The sequence below is a fragment of the Sutterella massiliensis genome, assembly GCF_016899755.1.
Classification (GTDB): Bacteria; Pseudomonadota; Gammaproteobacteria; order Burkholderiales; family Burkholderiaceae_F; genus Sutterella; species Sutterella massiliensis.
In genome coordinates, this window is sequence record NZ_JACJJC010000001.1 from 18034 (window position 1) to 33862 (window position 15829).

Annotated in this window: 13 protein-coding genes; 3 read left to right on the top strand and 10 right to left on the bottom strand. The window is 59.7% G+C overall.

Annotated features, from left to right (window positions below):
• Positions 1-198: 198 nt before the first annotated feature.
• The 3 genes from H6A60_RS00095 (at position 199) to H6A60_RS00105 (ending at position 5321) form a co-directional block, all read left to right on the top strand.
• Positions 199-1182 (top strand): Bug family tripartite tricarboxylate transporter substrate binding protein, encoded by a 984-nt coding sequence (locus H6A60_RS00095; protein WP_205101312.1) that lies wholly within the window; start codon positions 199-201, stop codon positions 1180-1182.
• Positions 1183-1380: 198 nt separating this feature from the next.
• Complete coding sequence (gene metG / locus H6A60_RS00100) at positions 1381-3438, top strand: methionine--tRNA ligase (RefSeq protein WP_205101313.1); 2058 nt, start codon at positions 1381-1383, stop codon at positions 3436-3438.
• Positions 3439-3593: 155 nt separating this feature from the next.
• Positions 3594-5321, top strand: coding sequence for a SulP family inorganic anion transporter (locus H6A60_RS00105; RefSeq protein ID WP_205101314.1), 1728 nt, complete (start codon positions 3594-3596; stop codon positions 5319-5321).
• A 72-nt stretch (positions 5322-5393) separates the two neighbouring features.
• On the opposite strand, the gene H6A60_RS00110 is transcribed toward H6A60_RS00105, so the two are convergent.
• The 10 genes from H6A60_RS00110 to H6A60_RS00155 all read right to left on the bottom strand — a co-directional run bounded on the left by H6A60_RS00110 (position 5394) and on the right by H6A60_RS00155 (position 15799).
• Positions 5394-6350, bottom strand: a complete 957-nt coding sequence (locus tag H6A60_RS00110) for a segregation and condensation protein A (protein WP_205101315.1) — start codon at positions 6348-6350, stop codon at positions 5394-5396.
• A gap of 58 nt (positions 6351-6408) precedes the next feature.
• On the bottom strand, positions 6409-8028 hold the full coding sequence (locus H6A60_RS00115) for an NAD-dependent malic enzyme (protein ID WP_205101316.1): 1620 nt from the start codon (positions 8026-8028) through the stop codon (positions 6409-6411).
• 275 nt (positions 8029-8303) lie between these two features.
• Positions 8304-9047: a tol-pal system protein YbgF gene (ybgF, locus tag H6A60_RS00120; protein WP_205101317.1), complete on the bottom strand. Its 744-nt coding sequence runs from the start codon at positions 9045-9047 to the stop codon at positions 8304-8306.
• A gap of 78 nt (positions 9048-9125) precedes the next feature.
• A complete protein-coding gene (gene pal / locus H6A60_RS00125) occupies positions 9126-9668 on the bottom strand; it encodes a peptidoglycan-associated lipoprotein Pal (protein ID WP_205101318.1) in 543 nt (180 codons plus the stop codon).
• A gap of 13 nt (positions 9669-9681) precedes the next feature.
• Positions 9682-11010 carry a Tol-Pal system beta propeller repeat protein TolB gene (gene tolB, locus H6A60_RS00130; RefSeq protein WP_439145062.1) on the bottom strand — a complete coding sequence of 443 codons (1329 nt, stop codon included), beginning with the start codon at positions 11008-11010 and terminating at the stop codon, positions 9682-9684.
• A 158-nt stretch (positions 11011-11168) separates the two neighbouring features.
• A complete protein-coding gene (purH, locus tag H6A60_RS00135) occupies positions 11169-12722 on the bottom strand; it encodes a bifunctional phosphoribosylaminoimidazolecarboxamide formyltransferase/IMP cyclohydrolase (protein WP_205101320.1) in 1554 nt (517 codons plus the stop codon).
• 11 nt (positions 12723-12733) lie between these two features.
• Positions 12734-12955, bottom strand: coding sequence for a helix-turn-helix domain-containing protein (locus tag H6A60_RS00140; protein WP_338054822.1), 222 nt, complete (start codon positions 12953-12955; stop codon positions 12734-12736).
• 107 nt (positions 12956-13062) lie between these two features.
• Positions 13063-14064: a tRNA dihydrouridine synthase DusB gene (gene dusB / locus H6A60_RS00145; protein ID WP_205101322.1), complete on the bottom strand. Its 1002-nt coding sequence runs from the start codon at positions 14062-14064 to the stop codon at positions 13063-13065.
• Entirely contained in the window at positions 14061-14777 is a 717-nt protein-coding gene (locus H6A60_RS00150) for a nucleotidyltransferase family protein (protein ID WP_205101323.1), read from the bottom strand. The genes dusB and H6A60_RS00150 overlap by 4 nt, the downstream gene beginning before the upstream one ends.
• 17 nt (positions 14778-14794) lie before the next feature.
• The gene (locus H6A60_RS00155) at positions 14795-15799 is read right to left on the bottom strand and encodes an aminoglycoside phosphotransferase family protein (protein ID WP_205101324.1); all 1005 of its coding nucleotides are present in this window, start codon (positions 15797-15799) and stop codon (positions 14795-14797) included.
• Positions 15800-15829: the final 30 nt, after the last annotated feature.

Here is a 15829-nt window from a genome sequence, read left to right on the forward strand (position 1 = left end):
CTGACGAAAGCTTTCATTGTAGCGAGCCATCCGAGCTTGTCGAGCGGCGGCATTCCTCTTCGAAACGCCTGATCAGCAAGCACTTTCAAATCCCGATCGACAAAACTTTTAACAAATTTTCCCCTTTCGTCGACTTGGCTTTTCTACAATTCGCTCCTTTCCACTAACGATTCTCACTTAAGCTTCGGGAGATGTGACATGCACCGACGACTGCTCCTTTCCGCGGGCCTCGCCTGCGCCGCATTCGGCACAATCCCCCTTTTTTCGGCAGCCGCCCGCGCGAACGATTCACCCGCCCGACTCGTTGTACCTTTTCCTCCGGGAGGGGGCGGCGACGTGCTAGCGCGCTCCGTCTCGCAGGAATTCGGCGCAGCGTTCGGCAGAAAAATCCTGATTGAAAATCGTCCTGGTGCGGGCGGTACCGTCGGCGCGCGCTTCGCGTCGAATCTCCCTGCCGACGGCAACTCGCTTCTCTACGTCACGAACGGGATCCTCTGCGTCAATCCGCTTCTTTACGCCAACATCCCGTTTGACCCGCTCGTTTCACTCGCGCCCGTCGGGCAAATCTCGAGTATCGGCCTCATGGCCGTACTCAATCCGAACGCCATTGCGGGCGTCAACGATCTCGAATCTCTTCTGAAATATGCGAAAGCCAATCCCGACGTCGTCGACTATGCCTCTTCGGGCAACGGCACGACGAGTCACCTTGCAGGATGCTTCCTCGCTGAACGCACAGGCCTAAAGCTCTCGCACGTCCCCTACCGCGGCGGCGCCGCTGCCATTCTCGACGTGCTCGCCGGGCGCGTACCGCTCATGATCGATGTGGCGCCCAACGTCATTCACCATGTCCGTGCCGGTAAACTCGCCGCGCTCGGCGTCGCCTCCGCTACGCGACTCGGCATTGCCCCCGAAGTGCCGACCTTTGCTGAGCTCGGCATCGACGGGTTCGAGCTTGCCGCCTGGGACGGTGTCATGGCGCCAGCGGGTACGCCCGAGAGTGTGCTCGAAAAAATGAGTGTGGCCTTGCAGCGAGCGCTCAAAGAAAAAAGCGTCGTCGATCGCCTTCGCGCCAAGGGCGCCGAACCTGCAAGCGGCGAGCGCAGCGACTTCAGTGCCTTTATCGGTAAGGAGCGTCCCAAGTGGGCTTCGCTCGTCAAGCAGATCGGAGCCAAGACCGATTGAAACCGAGGTCGTGAGAATCGACAACTCGATCGATGCGGGCGACGCAAGACATCCGAAAAAAGTGAGACGCTCCGTTGAACTCGTGATTTCGCGCAAATCGCTAAAATTTGACAATTCTTCTTGTCGGCGGTTCGCATTCGGCCGCGGCTCATCTGCCCGATGCCTTTGCCCCGCTTCAATACTTAGGATCATCACTTCATGACTCAGCGCACTCTTTTCGTGACCACGGCACTTCCCTACGCCAACGGGGCCTTCCACATGGGTCACATCATGGAATACATCCAGGCGGACATTTGGGTACGTCACGAACGAATGTCCGGCAACGTCGTGCACTTCATGGGGGCTGACGACGTACACGGTGCGCCGATCATGATCGCCGCGCAAAAGCGCGGCATGACTCCGCAGGCCTTCGTCGCCGAAATCGCTGCCGGTCGCAAGCAGTACCTCGACGGCTTCTACATCAGCCACGACTACTGGGGTTCGACCGACTGCAAGGAAAATCACGAGATCAGCCAGAAGATCTATCGCCGCCTCAAAGACGCCGGCCTCATCTACACGAAAGAGATCGAGCAGTTCTACGACACGGTGAAGGGCATGTTCCTTGCCGACCGCTTCATCAAAGGGACGTGCCCGCGCTGCGGCGCCCCCGATCAGTATGGCGACAACTGCGAAAAGTGCTCGGCAGTCTATTCGCCCATGGAAGTCGTCAATCCCTATTCGACGCTTTCGGGTTCCACGCCTGTTATCCGCAAGTCGACCCATTACTTCTTCAAGCTCTCCGACCCGCAGTGCGTGGAATTTCTGCGCGAATGGTCTACGGGCAAGGGCAAGGACGGTACGGCGCGCGTTCAGGACGAAGTGCTCGCTAAAGACAACGAATGGCTCGGCGCTGACGGTCATCTGAGCGACTGGGACATCTCGCGCGACGCCCCCTATTTCGGCATTGAGATCCCCGATGCGCCGGGCAAGTACTTCTATGTCTGGCTTGACGCTCCGATCGGATACCTCGCTGCACTTTGCGCCTACTGCAATGAGAAGGGCCTTGACTTCGAAAAGATTCTCTCGGACCCCAATACCGAGCAGATCCACTTCATCGGCAAGGACATCATCTACTTCCACACGCTCTTCTGGCCGGCCATGCTGCACTTTGCCGGCCAGCCCTACCGTGTGCCCGATCATGTCAACGCACACGGCTTCATGACCGTGAACGGCGAAAAGATGTCGAAGAGCCGCGGCACGGGCATCTCCCCGCTGCAGTACCTCGAGCTCGGGATGAATCCGGAGTGGCTGCGCTACTACCTCGCCGCCAAGATGAATTCGCGTGTTGAAGACGTCGACTTCACGAAGTCCGACTTCGCGCAGCGCGTCAACTCCGACCTGATCGGCAAGTACATCAACATCGCGAGCCGCGCCGCCGGCTTCATCGTGAAGCGCTTCGAAGGGCGAGTGCTCGACGCTGCCATGCAGGACCCGATCCTCGTGCGCCTGCGCGAGCGCGCCGATGAAATTCGCAGCTACTACGAGGCGCGCGAATTTGCGCGCGCTACGCGTCTTGTCATGGAACTCGCCGACGTGATCAACGAGTTCGTCGACCAGGAAAAGCCTTGGGAGCTTGCCAAGGATCCGACGAAGGCCGAAGCGCTTCATCGCGCCGCCTCGATCGCGCTCGAAGGCTTCCGCTTGCTTACGCTCTACCTGAAGCCGGTGCTCCCGCACACGGCCGAACAGGTCGAAGCGTTCCTTTCGATCGATCCGCTCGACTGGTCGAGCGTCGAAAAGTCGCTCTCTAGCACTTCGCCCATCAAGCCCTTCAAGCACCTCATGCAACGCGTTGACATGGAAAAGCAGCTTGACGTTCTCTTGCCCGAAAAAGCCCCCGAACCCGAACCGGTGCTTCCGGGCGGCGAAGCCATTGCGCCCGAGTGCACGATCGACGACTTCACGAAGATCGACATGCGCGTGGCGAAGATCGTCAAATGCGAAGCCGTCGAAGGCTCCACGAAACTTCTGCGCTTGACGCTCGACCTTGGTGAAGGCCGCACGCGCAACGTGTTCTCGGGCATCAAGAGCGCCTACAACCCTGCAGACATTGAAGGCCGCCTCACGATCGTGATCGCCAACCTCGCTCCGCGCAAGATGCGCTTTGGTGTGTCCGAGGGCATGGTGCTCTGCGCGAGCGACGCACAGAACAAGGATCTCGGACTCTTCCTGCTGTCGCCCGACTCCGGTGCCGTGCCCGGCATGCGCATCCGCTGATAGCCTCTGGCGCAGTCGATCGGACGCTCTGGGAGCGCCCGTATTGAGATAGCGCAAGCTCTACGCCTTCTTTCTCGGCGCCGTCCCGTTAGGGCGGCGCCTTTCTTTAGAATGGGTTGCTTTACCTAAAATTCCCCCTCGACAGCTTTCCCAAAATGTTTCTCAAAGAGCAGGCCGGCGAACTTCTGCATCGCCTGCCGCTGGCACGCTTCTCTCCCGTTTTCTTCCAGAGCCTGCGCAGCTACGACAAACGGCATCTCACGCGCGACATTTCGGCGGGCCTCACTGTCGGCATGGTGGCGCTGCCCCTTGCGATGGCTTTCGGCATCGCTTCGGGCGTGCCGCCCGAAGCCGGCCTTTACACCGCCATCATCGCCGGCTTCCTGATTTCGCTGCTAGGCGGCTGCCGCGTTCAGATCGGCGGCCCGGCAGGTGCATTCGTCGTCATCATTTACGGCATCATCGCGCAGTACGGTGTCGAGAGCCTCATGCTTGCGACGATCGGCTCAGGGATCATTCTATTTTTGATGGGGCTCTTCAAAATCGGGGGCTTTATTAAATTCATCCCGATTTCGATCGTGATCGGCTTCACAAACGGCATCGCCGTCATGATCGGCCTGCAGCAGGTGAAGGACTTTCTCGGGCTCTCGATCGCGAAAATGCCTGCCGACTTTTTCGGAATGATCGGCGCACTGCTCTCGCACATTCAAACCTTCAATCCGTGGGCGTTCGGCATTGCGCTTGCGAGCTTTCTCATCGTCTTCTTCTGGCCGAAGGGCTACTCGATGAGCGGCCCGCAGTGGAAGCGCTGGCTCGCGCACCTGCCGGGCACCGTGGTCGTGCTCGTGCTCTCGACGCTTGTTGTGAGTCTCTTCGGACTGCCCGTCGAGACGATCGGTTCGAAGTTCGGCGGGATTCCGCAGTCGCTGCCCTCCTTCTCCATTCCCGACGTCGACTGGGCCAACGCCAAACAGCTTTTGGGTTCCATGCTCACGCTCGCCGTGCTCGGCTCGATCGAGAGCCTCCTTTGTGCGCGCGTGGCCGATACCATGACCGACGACCGCCACGATCCCAACCAGGAACTGATGGGCCAGGGGATTGCAAACTTTGTCGCGCCCTTCTTCGGCGGCATCCCCGCCACGGGCACGATCGCGCGTACGGTGACGAACATTAAGTCGGGCGCCGCCTCGCCGATCTCGGGCATGGTGCATGCACTCACGCTTTTAGTCGTGATCCTCGCCGCCGCCCCGCTTGCGAGCAATATTCCTCTCTCGGCGCTCGCAGCCATTCTCGTTTTTGTCGCGTGGAACATGGGCAACTGGCGCGAATTCCTGCGCCTGCGCCAGATGACACTTTCCTATAAGGCGACGCTCATCGTGACATTCCTCCTCACGGTGATCTTCGACCTCACGGTCGCTGTCGAAGTGGGGCTTGTCGTCGCGTGCATCTTTTTCCTCTATCGCATGAACAACATCACGGTAGTGGAACCGGCGACGCTGCCCTTTGACATCCCCGAAACGGTTGAAGCCTGGCACATCAAGGGTGCGCTCTTCTTCGGTTCGATCTCCAAGCTCGAGCACGTCACCGACCCGGCGCGCCTCACGGCCCCTGGTGCCGCACGCGTCGTTGTGCTCGACTTTACGGATCTCATCAACATCGACAACTCCGCGATGGATCAGATCGAGTCCTTCGTGCGAGCACTGCACCGCCGTACGCACGAACTCATCATTGCGGGAGCCAGCGGCCATCCGCTGCGTCAGCTCGAGCGCACGGGCATCACCAAGGAGCTCGGCCCCAACCTCGTGCCCGACATGGAATTTGCCATGGCGCGCGCCAAACAGGTGCTGCTCGAACTCGATGAAAAGGAAAAAGCGCGCCGCTAACCGCCTCCGCACTGAAACGCCAACCACTGCGCCCGTTCGAATTCGTTCGAGCGGGCGTTTTTGCTGCGGGTCTCAAAATAGAGAAGACGCTTCTTCGTCCGGCGTTTTCAACTTTGAAATGTCGTGGAAATCGGGTACGTCATCCGAAGGCGTTTCCGCAAAGCGCAGCCCCACAGGCGTTGCGTAAATGGGAGCATAGGGCGCTGCCTGCGTCAGACGCACAAGTTCCGCTTTCGCAAGCTCAAGAAGCGCAAGACACCACACGGCAACGGTCTCTCGCTCGGGTTCGTCGCTCTCCTCAAGAAGCATTTCGAGCGTGATCCAAGGTCGTCCGCTCAGACGGCGCAACACCGCCGTCATGTGTTCGCGAACCGAAAGCGTTTCGCGAAAAACACGGTGCCTCGCAGAAAGCTGCATGCGAGATACGACATCAAGCCACGCGGCAGCGAGCTCGTCGACGTCGCCCGCTGGCGGCGCAGTCTCTTCCTGCGGAACAAAGACCCCTTCGATCAGATGGAAGTCGCGTCCGAATCGAGGCAGGCGATCGAGCGCGCGCGCCGCCGTCTTGATTTTTTCGTATTCAAGAAGCCGCCGCATAAGTTCGGCTCTAGGATCTTCGGGCTCTTCACCTTCGTCTTCACGCGCAGGCGCAGGCAGCAACAGGCGGCTTTTGATCGACATGAGCGTCGCAGCCATGACCAGATAAGCCGAAGCAAGTGCTAGGTTGGAGCGACGGATGAGCTCCACGTATCCGATGTACTGATCCGTGAGGATAGCCATCGGAATGTCCATCACGTCGAACTTCTGACTGCGAATGAGATAAAGAAGCAGGTCGAGCGGTCCTTCGAACTGCTCGAGAAAGACGAGCAACGCGTCAGGCGGAATGTACAGTTCCGCAGGGAATTTATCGAGTGGCTCGCCGTATAAAAAAGCAAGCGGCGAACCCCCGCCCTGCTGGCGGTCATTCCCCGCTTCTTCACCTGTTCGGGCCGTTACCGTCGTCTGCGGCGCTTTTGCAGTGTCAGCCATCGTCGTCCCGAATAGGCCCGGATCGGCCGCCTGCGGCATGCCGCAGGCGGTCTGACGATCATTCGGGCTTGTACATGAAAGCGGCAACGGCCGCTTCAAGATCGTCCGGACGATCGGCCGTCGCGAGTCCGTGGCGATAGGCGTAGTCGGCGACCGCCGCACCGATCTTCACGGAAGCGGCGCGCACTTCGCCGAGCGACGGATAGAGCGAACCCTGCGCGAGGTCTTCCTCACTGACGAGCTTGGCAAGTTCACGCGCGGCCGTGAGGAACATGCCGTCGGGCATCCACGTGGCTTTGGCGAACACGGCACCGAGACCGAGCCCCGGGAACACGTAGCAGTTGTTGCCCTGGCGCGGGACAAAATGCTTGCCGCAGACATCCACGGGCGGGAAAGGCGAACCGGATGCAAAGAGGGCACGGCCGTCCGTTTCGCGATAAGCCGTTTCCGCGTCACACTCGGCGCGCGAAGTCGGGTTCGAAAGCGCGAACACCATCGGATGCTCGTTGATCGCAGCCATTTCGCGAAGCACTTCGCTGTTGAAGGCGCCGGGCTGCGCAGCCACACCGACGATGCAGGTTGGACGAACGAGGCGCACGGCATCAATGAACTTGTCGGCCGAGTCGAGATCGTGCGCAAACGGCAGCTTGTTGGCGGCCAATCCCGTACGCGAAGCGGTGACAAGCCCCTTCGAATCGAAGAGACAGCAGTGCTTGTAAGCCTCCGCGCGATCCATCCCTTCGTCAACAAGCGCGTCGACGATAAGCGTCGCAATGCCCGTCGCAGCTTCGCCGGCACCCAAGAAGAGGAAGCGCTGTTCGGCAAGCGTTTCCTTCTTGATGCGAAGCGCCGAGTACACGCCCGAAAGCGTCACGGCGGCCGTACCCTGGATGTCGTCATTGAAGCAGAGGATCTTTTCCTGGTAGCGGTGCAGCAGCTCGAACGCGTTGTGGTTGCCGAAGTCTTCGAACTGAATAAGCACGTTCGGCCAGCGACGGCGCACTTCCTGAACGAACTCTTCAATGAGCGCCGCATAGCGTTCGCCCGTGATGCGTTCGTGGCGCAGTCCGAGGTAGAGCGGATCGTTGAGGTATTCCTGATTGTTCGTGCCGACGTCGATCACGACGGGCAGCGTCTTGGCGGGATCAATGCCAGCGCACGCCGTGTAAAGCGAAAGCTTGCCCACGGGAATGCCCATGCCGTTCAGACCCTGGTCACCGAGACCAAGGATGCGCTGGCCGTCGGTGACAACGATCACGTCGACTTCTTCATTGGGGACGTTCTCGACGAGCTCGCGGACCTGGCCCGCGTCATTGATCGAAATGTAGAGACCGCGCGGATAGCGGAAGATATGACTGAAGCGCTGACAAACTTCACCCACCGTCGGCGTGTAGACGATCGGCATGTACTCTTCGGTGCGCTCGATAAGCAGACGGAAGAAAAGCGACTCGTCATGCGCATGAAGGCTGTCGAGGAACATCGCCTTATCGATCGGAAGCTCGATTCTCGAGAGCATTTCGTGCATGCGCGCGACCTGCTGTTCGGACGAAGCCGGCACGGGCGGCAGGAGTCCGCGAAGCCCAAGTTCGGCGCGCTCCTTCTGCGAGAAGGCGACGCCGTGATTGCGATGCGGATCCATCAGAATGTCTGCGCCGCTATGTTTACTGCAGTCTGTCATTTCGAATTAAATTCCTTTGTTGCCGTGAAGAGCCACTCCGTTTGAGACACCGTAAGTCGTGTGTCTCCGCACGGGCGTCACGGCAGTTTTTTGCAGCCGATCGAATGCGTGTGAGACCTCCGATAGAGCGTCGATCGCCGCCCAGCCGGAGGCTGTTGATGCCTTCTTGTGAAGAGACTCGGCATCTTTTGCCGTATTCTAAAGAGAACGGCCTGCGCACGGGCAAGCCGTTCCTCGCGTAATGCACGCCCTTTAGGAACGGGCAGCGGGAAAATTTATTTCCCGAGCGAAGCCAGACGCGCCTTGGCCGTGACGGCCGCCTCGGAGTCCGGATAGGTCTTCTGCACCTTCTGGAAGGTTGCGCGCGCAGCCTTCAGATTCCCGGAAGCAGCCTGCGCGGAACCGACAAGGAGCATTGCATCGGCCGCTCGCGGATTTTTTGGATACTCGCGCAACAACTGGTTTTGCGTCGAGATCACCGTCTTATAGTGCTCGAGCGCAAAGGCTGCCGTCCCCCACCAGAAGAGAGCATCCGGACGATAGGGTGACTTCGGCCACTCTGCCGCAAAGCGCTTGAAACCGTTTTCGGCCTGCTTGTACTGACGGTCCTGCAGGTGAAGCACCGCTTCGTCAAAAGCCTGCTTTTCCTTCGGATCAACCGTCACACTCTCACCGTTGATGACAACCGTCTGCGGCTCAAAAGCCTCCACGCGCGAGTCGAGCGAACCGAAGAGGTCGCGCGTCGAGCGCTTTTCCATTTCTAGCGCGTTGTAGAGCTCCTCAACCTGCCCTGTCAGATGTCGATTCTGCTCCTTGAGACGGTTGATTTCCGTCATGAGCTGCATCTGCGCGTTCTTCGAGACGCTCAGATCGGCTTGAATCGCCTTGACGGTTTCGCGCAGATCGAGAATCGCGCGGCGCGCGTCGTCATCGGCAAACGCGAATGCCGACCCCGCAATCGAGAGTGCGGCTAGGGCCGCAGCAGTGCGGCGCAGGCAAAGACTGGAACGAAACTTCATTGGATTTCTCAATAGAAAGGCCGCCGGCAGCCTCATCCGGCAACCTGCGGCCTCGCCAGAAGACTGGATAAAAGTCGGTTACTGCGCAGCGGATTCAGCAGCAGCGGGAGCAGCCGTTTCGGCCGCATACTGCTGCGGATACACGATGTCAGCGCGACGGTTCTGCGCCCAAGCCTCTTCGGTCGAACCGGTTGCAACGGGTTTTTCTTTGCCGAAGGAAACAGCCTCAATGCGCGCGGCAGGCACGCCGAGAAGCTGCATACGCTGCTTGACGGCTTCCGAACGCTTCTGACCGAGCGCGAGGTTGTACTCGCGACCGCCGCGTTCGTCCGTATTGCCCTGAATCACGATCGAGACGTCGGGATGCGCAACAAGCCACTTGGCGTGCGCTTCGACGATCGCAGCGTACTCGGGCGACACATCATAGGAGTCGAACGCAAAGTAGATCGAGCGGTGCGAAAGCGGATTATTCGGATCGGTGAAAGGATCTTTCGGCGTCTCGACAGTCTGGCCGGCAAGCGTACCCTCTTTGGCCGACTCATCAAGCGAAACCGACGAGCAGCCGCTCAGAACGGCAGCGGCAAGCGCTGCAGCAAGCGCAGCCTTGAAGGGAAAAGTCATTTCAAATGCTCCTTTATTGTTGATTCACTGCAGCGTCCTGAAGAATCGGCCCCCAAGCGGGTTCTCGAATGTTGCCCTCGCCCGTCAGGCGCGTACTCAGACGTGCATCGGCAGAACAGGTGCCCAGAACGCCGCGACCGTTTTCTTCGGTCGCATAAACGAGGAAACGGCCGTTCGGCGCAAACGACGGCGACTCGTCGCGCTCCGTCGTCGTGACAAGAAGATCCTGCCCGGTGGCAAGATCCATCACCGCGACGCGGAACTTGCTTTCGATTCGCGAAATGTAGGCAAGCTTCGTGCCATCATGGTTAACCGCAGGGCTGATCGCGTAATTCGAACCAAACGTAACGCGCTCGGCGCCGCCGCCCGCGACACGCTGACGGTAGATCTGCGGCGTACCGCCGCGATCGCTCGTAAAGTAAATCCACTGCCCGTCGCGAGTAAACGTCGGCTCGGTGTCGATGCCGTAGCTGCGCGTGAAGCGACGCAGTCCCGTGCCATCCGAGTTGATGAGATAGATCTGCGTCAAGCCGTCACGCGAAAGCGCCACCGCAAGTTTCGTACCGTCCGGGCTGAAGGCTGGCGCAGAATTGTTGCCCTTAAAGGCAGCAACGGGCGTACGAACACCGCGCGCTAGGTCGTGCAAATAAACGATCGGCTTCTTGTTTTCAAAGCTCACGTACGCGAGCTTACGCCCGTCGGGCGACCAAACGGGCGAAATGATCGGTTCGTTCGAAACGAGCGCCTTTTGCGGCATTTCGCCGTCAGAGTCCGACACAATAAGTTCATAGCGGCGAGCGCCAAGCTGCGCAACGTAAGCGAGCTGAGAAGCGAACATGGGACCTTCACCCGTCAAGCGCGTATAAACGCGGTCGGCGCATCTGTGCGCTGCCATGCGGATGTGCTCCTCGCTCGGCGTATACCCAACCGAATCGACGGCCTGCCCCGTTACGGTGTCATAGACGATGCAGCGCACGTCCCAGCGCTTGCCGCCGAGCGGCGTCACGGAACCGATCACGTAGATCGAAGCCCCTTTTTGCGCGGCGTCGGCCAGTCCTTCGGGTGCAGTCAGATTTTCCTGCGGATTTTCGCCACCGACCTCAACGAGGCGAAATGCACCCGAGCGCAACAAGTCGTCGCCAATGATCTTCGCAATGTCGGCGGGCGCACCGCTCGTCCCCTGGAACGGACGGATGGCAATCGGCAGCTGATTGGCGCCGACACCGGTAATTTCAATGCGCAGTTCGGCAAGTGCCGGACACGCAGCGAAAGCGCCGAGGGTAAGCCCTGCACCGAGCAGCGTGCGGCGAGTAAGGGCGGGCGCTTCAAGAGATTGCTTCACGATGCTTCTCCAGCTTGTTTTTCGAGAGTCAAAAAGAGCGCCCGGACAAGCTGTGGATTCCCGGACGCTCCTCCTCTCCATCGCATCACTATAAGCGATGAAGCTTCTCCCGTGTCCGAGAGGGACTCGGGAGAAGCAATTAGCAACGTTTGCCTGCGTTAGTGGCGGAAGTGACGCTCGCCCGTGAGAACCATCGCGACGTTGCGTTCGTTGGCCGCATCGATCACTTCCTGATCGCGGATCGAACCGCCCGGCTGGATGACGGCAACCGCACCGGCATCAACAATCACGTCAAGACCGTCGCGGAACGGGAAGAAGGCATCCGAAGCGGCAACCGAACCCTCGAGCGAGAGACCGGCCTCTTCAGCCTTCATCGCTGCGATGCGAGCGGAGTCAACGCGGCTCATCTGGCCGGCACCCACACCCAGCGTCATGCCATCACGGACGTAAACAATCGTGTTCGACTTCACGAAGCGCGCAACGTTCCAAGCGAACATGAGATCCTTCAGCTGCGACTCGGTCGGCACGCGTTCCGTAACGCACTTGAGCGCATCTTCGGCACAAAGCTGCGTATCGGGGGTCTGAACAAGGAGACCGCCGCCGACGCGCTTGAAGTCGAAGTCGTTGGCCGCTTCGCCCGCAGCCATCTTGAGCAGACGCAGGTTCTTCTTCTGCGAGAAGATTTCCATAGCACCTTCGGCAAATTCGGGCGCGATGATCACTTCGGCAAACTGGTGCGCGACGAGTTCGGCGCATTCACGCGTCACAATGCGGTTGAAGGCGATGATGCCGCCGAAGGCGGACTTGCTGTCGGTCTTAAAGGCCTTGGCGTAGGCTTCAGCCGAGTCGGCGCCAACAGCGACACCGCAGGGGTTGGCGTGCTTGATAATGACGCAGCACGGCTCCTTGAAGGAGCGGGCGCATTCCCAAGCCGCATCGCTGTCAGCGATGTTGTTGTACGAGAGTTCCTTACCCTGAAGCTGTTCGTAGCCCGCCAGCAGACCGGGTGCCACATTCACTTCACGGTAGAAGGCGGCCTGCTGATGGGGATTTTCACCGTAGCGCAGATCCTGTACCTTTTCCCACTGGCGCGTGAAGACGGCCGGGAAGCGGCCGGGCTTCTGTTCTTCATCAAGGCTCGTGAGGTAGTTCGTGATCATCGCGTCGTACCGAGCAGTATGAGCAAACACCTTCTTGGCGAGTTCGAAGCGCGTCTTGGCACTCACGGCGCCTTCGGCGCGGATTTCTTCAGCAACGAGCTCGTAGTCGGCCGGATCGACGACGACGGCGACCGACTCGTGGTTCTTTGCAGCCGCACGAATCATCGTCGGGCCGCCGATATCGATATTCTCAATCGCGTCTTCAAACGTGCAGTCGGGCTTGGCGATCGTCTGCTCGAACGGGTAGAGATTCACGACGACGATATCGATCGGATCGATTTCGTGATCAGCAAGCGCCTTCATATGTTCGGGATCGGGACGACGGGCAAGAATCCCGGCGTGGATCTTCGGATTGAGCGTCTTGACGCGACCGTCGAGCATTTCGGGGAAGCCCGTGTAGTCGGCGACTTCCTGAACTTCAATGCCTTCCTGCGCGAGGAGTTTGGCGGTGCCACCAGTCGAAAGAATGTGATAACCCAAGGCAACGAGCTCGCGTGCGAACGCGACGATGCCGCTCTTGTCGGAGACGCTCAAAAGTGCTTGCTTGCGCATGTCTCTAGTCCTCATTTGTTCGCTCTGCTTTGAAGCAGACCGTGCTCGGCGAGCTTCTTGCGGAGCGTGTTTCGGTTAATACCCAATAGGTCAGCGGCCGCACATTGGTTACTGCGGCATCTCGACATGACATAGAGGAGCAGGGGTCTCTCTACGGCATGGAGAACGAGCTCGTAGAGCGGATGGGGCTCACGCCCTTCGAGCTGTGCGAAATACTGATCGAGCTGGCGAATTAGAACCTCCTCGAGGTCGTTGCGCCCGCGCTGAAGATCGGACGCAGGCGCTTGCGGTGCGTCCGTGGGCGGCTGAGGAAGGTCGGGGTGCGTTTTGTGCATTCGCTTCAAACGTTCAGCTCTTCTATTCGTGAAGTGGAGGGAAGGCGAGCCGCCTCGAAGAAGGCTTCAACGAGGTCGGTCAGCTGCTTCGGATCGCTTTCGCGGAGGAGCTTCGGGAGCAATTCTTTCGGATCCGGCAAGGCCCGCAGATAGTATGCGAGATGCTTGCGGATCGAGGCCGCTCCGCGACGGCCCTCATAGTAGTCGAAATGAAGCCGCATGTGACGCCGAACGGTTGCTCGAATGATGTCGAGCGTCAAAGCGGTCGCAGCCATCTCACCCCCCATCGCCTGCGAGACCTCGGCAAAGATCCACGGACGACCTAGCGCGGCACGCCCGATCATGACGCCGTCGGCCCCTGTTTGCGCTAGCACGCGCCGCGCCTTTGCAGCGCTGTCGATATCACCGTTAGCGATAACAGGGATGCGAACGCTCGCCTTAACGGCCCGAATCGTTTCGTATTCGGCTTCGCCTCGAAAACCTTGCTCACGCGTGCGCCCGTGAATGACAAGCATCGCAATGCCGCTCGATTCAGCGAGCGCGGCAATGCGAAGCGCATTCTTTTCCGCCTCCGACCAGCCCGTTCGGATTTTGAGCGTAACGGGAATTTCGACCGCGCCGCAGACAGCCTCAAGAATGCGCGCAACGAGAGGTTCGTCGCGCAAAAGTGCGCTGCCGCAGGCGGTGGAAAGCACCTTTTTGGCTGGGCACCCCATGTTGATGTCAACGACATCTGCGCCCGCATCGGCCGCCGCTTTTGCTGCATCGGCCATGACGATCGGATCCGCGCCCAAAAGCTGCACGACGCGCAGTCCCGCCTCTTCTTGTTCCACCCAGCGCGTAAGGCTCTTAGCTTTGGCACGCAAGTCGGCGCGCGAAGCTGTCATTTCCGCGACCGCATAAGCGGCGCCGAATTCGCGGCAAATCGTTCTGAAAGGCAGATCGGTAATTCCGGCCATGGGCGCGAGCATGAGCGCGGGCGCGATCTCGTGCGTGCCAAGCCTCATCGTTCCTTCCCGTCGGCCGAGTTGCCGAAAAGCCGCTCTGCGCGCTCAAGCTCTTCGAGGGAGCCAACATTGGCCCAGCGGCCCCGATAGTGTTCGCCCGTTACGCGTCCGACCCGAATAAAATCCAGCAGCCAGGGAAACAGCGCCGCACGTCCGTCTTTAACACCCTCGAAAAGCGCCTTGTGGTAAACGCCGAAGGCCGCAAACGTAAGCTTCTCGCCTTCGAGCACAATTCGGCCGTCGGGCGCGAGCGCAAAATCGCCGCTCGGGTGATAGACGGGATTGTCGACGAGGACAAGATGCGCGAGCGTACCCTCGGCAGAGAGCGTGCGCCCGACAGCAACGAGCTTGGCGTAGTCGTAATCCGTCACGATGTCGCCAGCTGCGACAATGAAGGCGTCGCAAGCTTGCGTGAGAACGGGCAGCGCCCGAACGATGCCGCCGCGCGTTTCAAGCGCCTCGGCGGCAGTTTGACCCTCAACCGAGAAATGAACGCGCTGGCCCCAGCGCGCCTCGTCGCCGAGCACCCCCATGAGGTGCGCGGCGCCTGTAGCTGCATTGACAACGAAGCCGTCGACGCCCGCGCGCGCAAGCGCTCGTATCTGACGCACGGCCATCGGCACGCCGCCCACTTCAACGAGCGGCTTGGGCATAATCTGCGTGAGCGGACGCAGGCGCGTACCTGCGCCCGCACATAAAACGAGTGCTCTCATGGGCGCTGCCGACCTTCTCAGAAGGTGTAACCCGTTTTTTCTTCGACGCCAGCGAGTTCGTCGATGAGGCGGCGCAGCGGCGAAAGCTCCGCATAGCGGCCCGCCGTCTGACGCACGTAATTAATAAAGCGAGGCGCATCCTCGAGGTACTTCGGCTTGCCGTCGCGATAGCGGATGCGCGCAAAAATGCCGAGTACCTTCAAGTGTCGCTGCAGCCCCATAAACTCAATGTCTCGATAGAAAACGCCGAAGTCCGCCGGCACGGGTACGCCAGCCCGGCGCGCCTTTTCCCAGTAGCGAATGGAAACGTCGAGCACGAACGATTCGTTCCAGCTGATGAACGCGTCGCGCATGAGCGACGCGATGTCGTAGCTCACCGGACCGTAGAGCGCATCCTGAAAGTCGATCACACCCGGCATCGGATCGCTCACCATGAGGTTGCGCGGCATAAAGTCGCGGTGAACGAAGACCTGCTGCTCATTGAGGTTGCTGCGTAAAATGGCTTTGACGCTCATCTCCCACCAGGCGCGATGCTTTTCATCCCATTCGACGCCACAGTGGCGCTTGACATACCACTCTGGAAAGAGTTCAATTTCGCGTCGCAAAACCGCCTCGTCATAGGGCGGCAGAATGCCGGGAGCAGAGGCCGCCTGCCACTTCACGAGTGCAGTCGTCGCTGCATCCATCAGTCGGAAGGCGTTTTCCTCGTTGAGAACATCGAGGTAAGTTTCGCGTCCAAGATCCGTAATGAGAAGGAACCCTTGCTCGAGATCTGCCGCGAGGATCTTCGGCACGTTGAGGCCCGCTTTTTCCATCAATTTGGCCACGCGAACGTACTGCGGATTGTTTTCGTGCTCGGGCGGCGCATCCATCACGATGAAACTGCTTTTCTCCGAGCGAACGCGGAAATAGCGGCGAAAACTCGCATCGGCGCTGGCGGCTTCAAGCGTTTCGGGCTCAAAACCGAATTCGGGGGCGAGGCCGGCAAGCCACGCGTGTAAGGCCGCATCTCTGGTGCTCATGCTCAAGGATCCTTCCGCTCAAAATCGGAC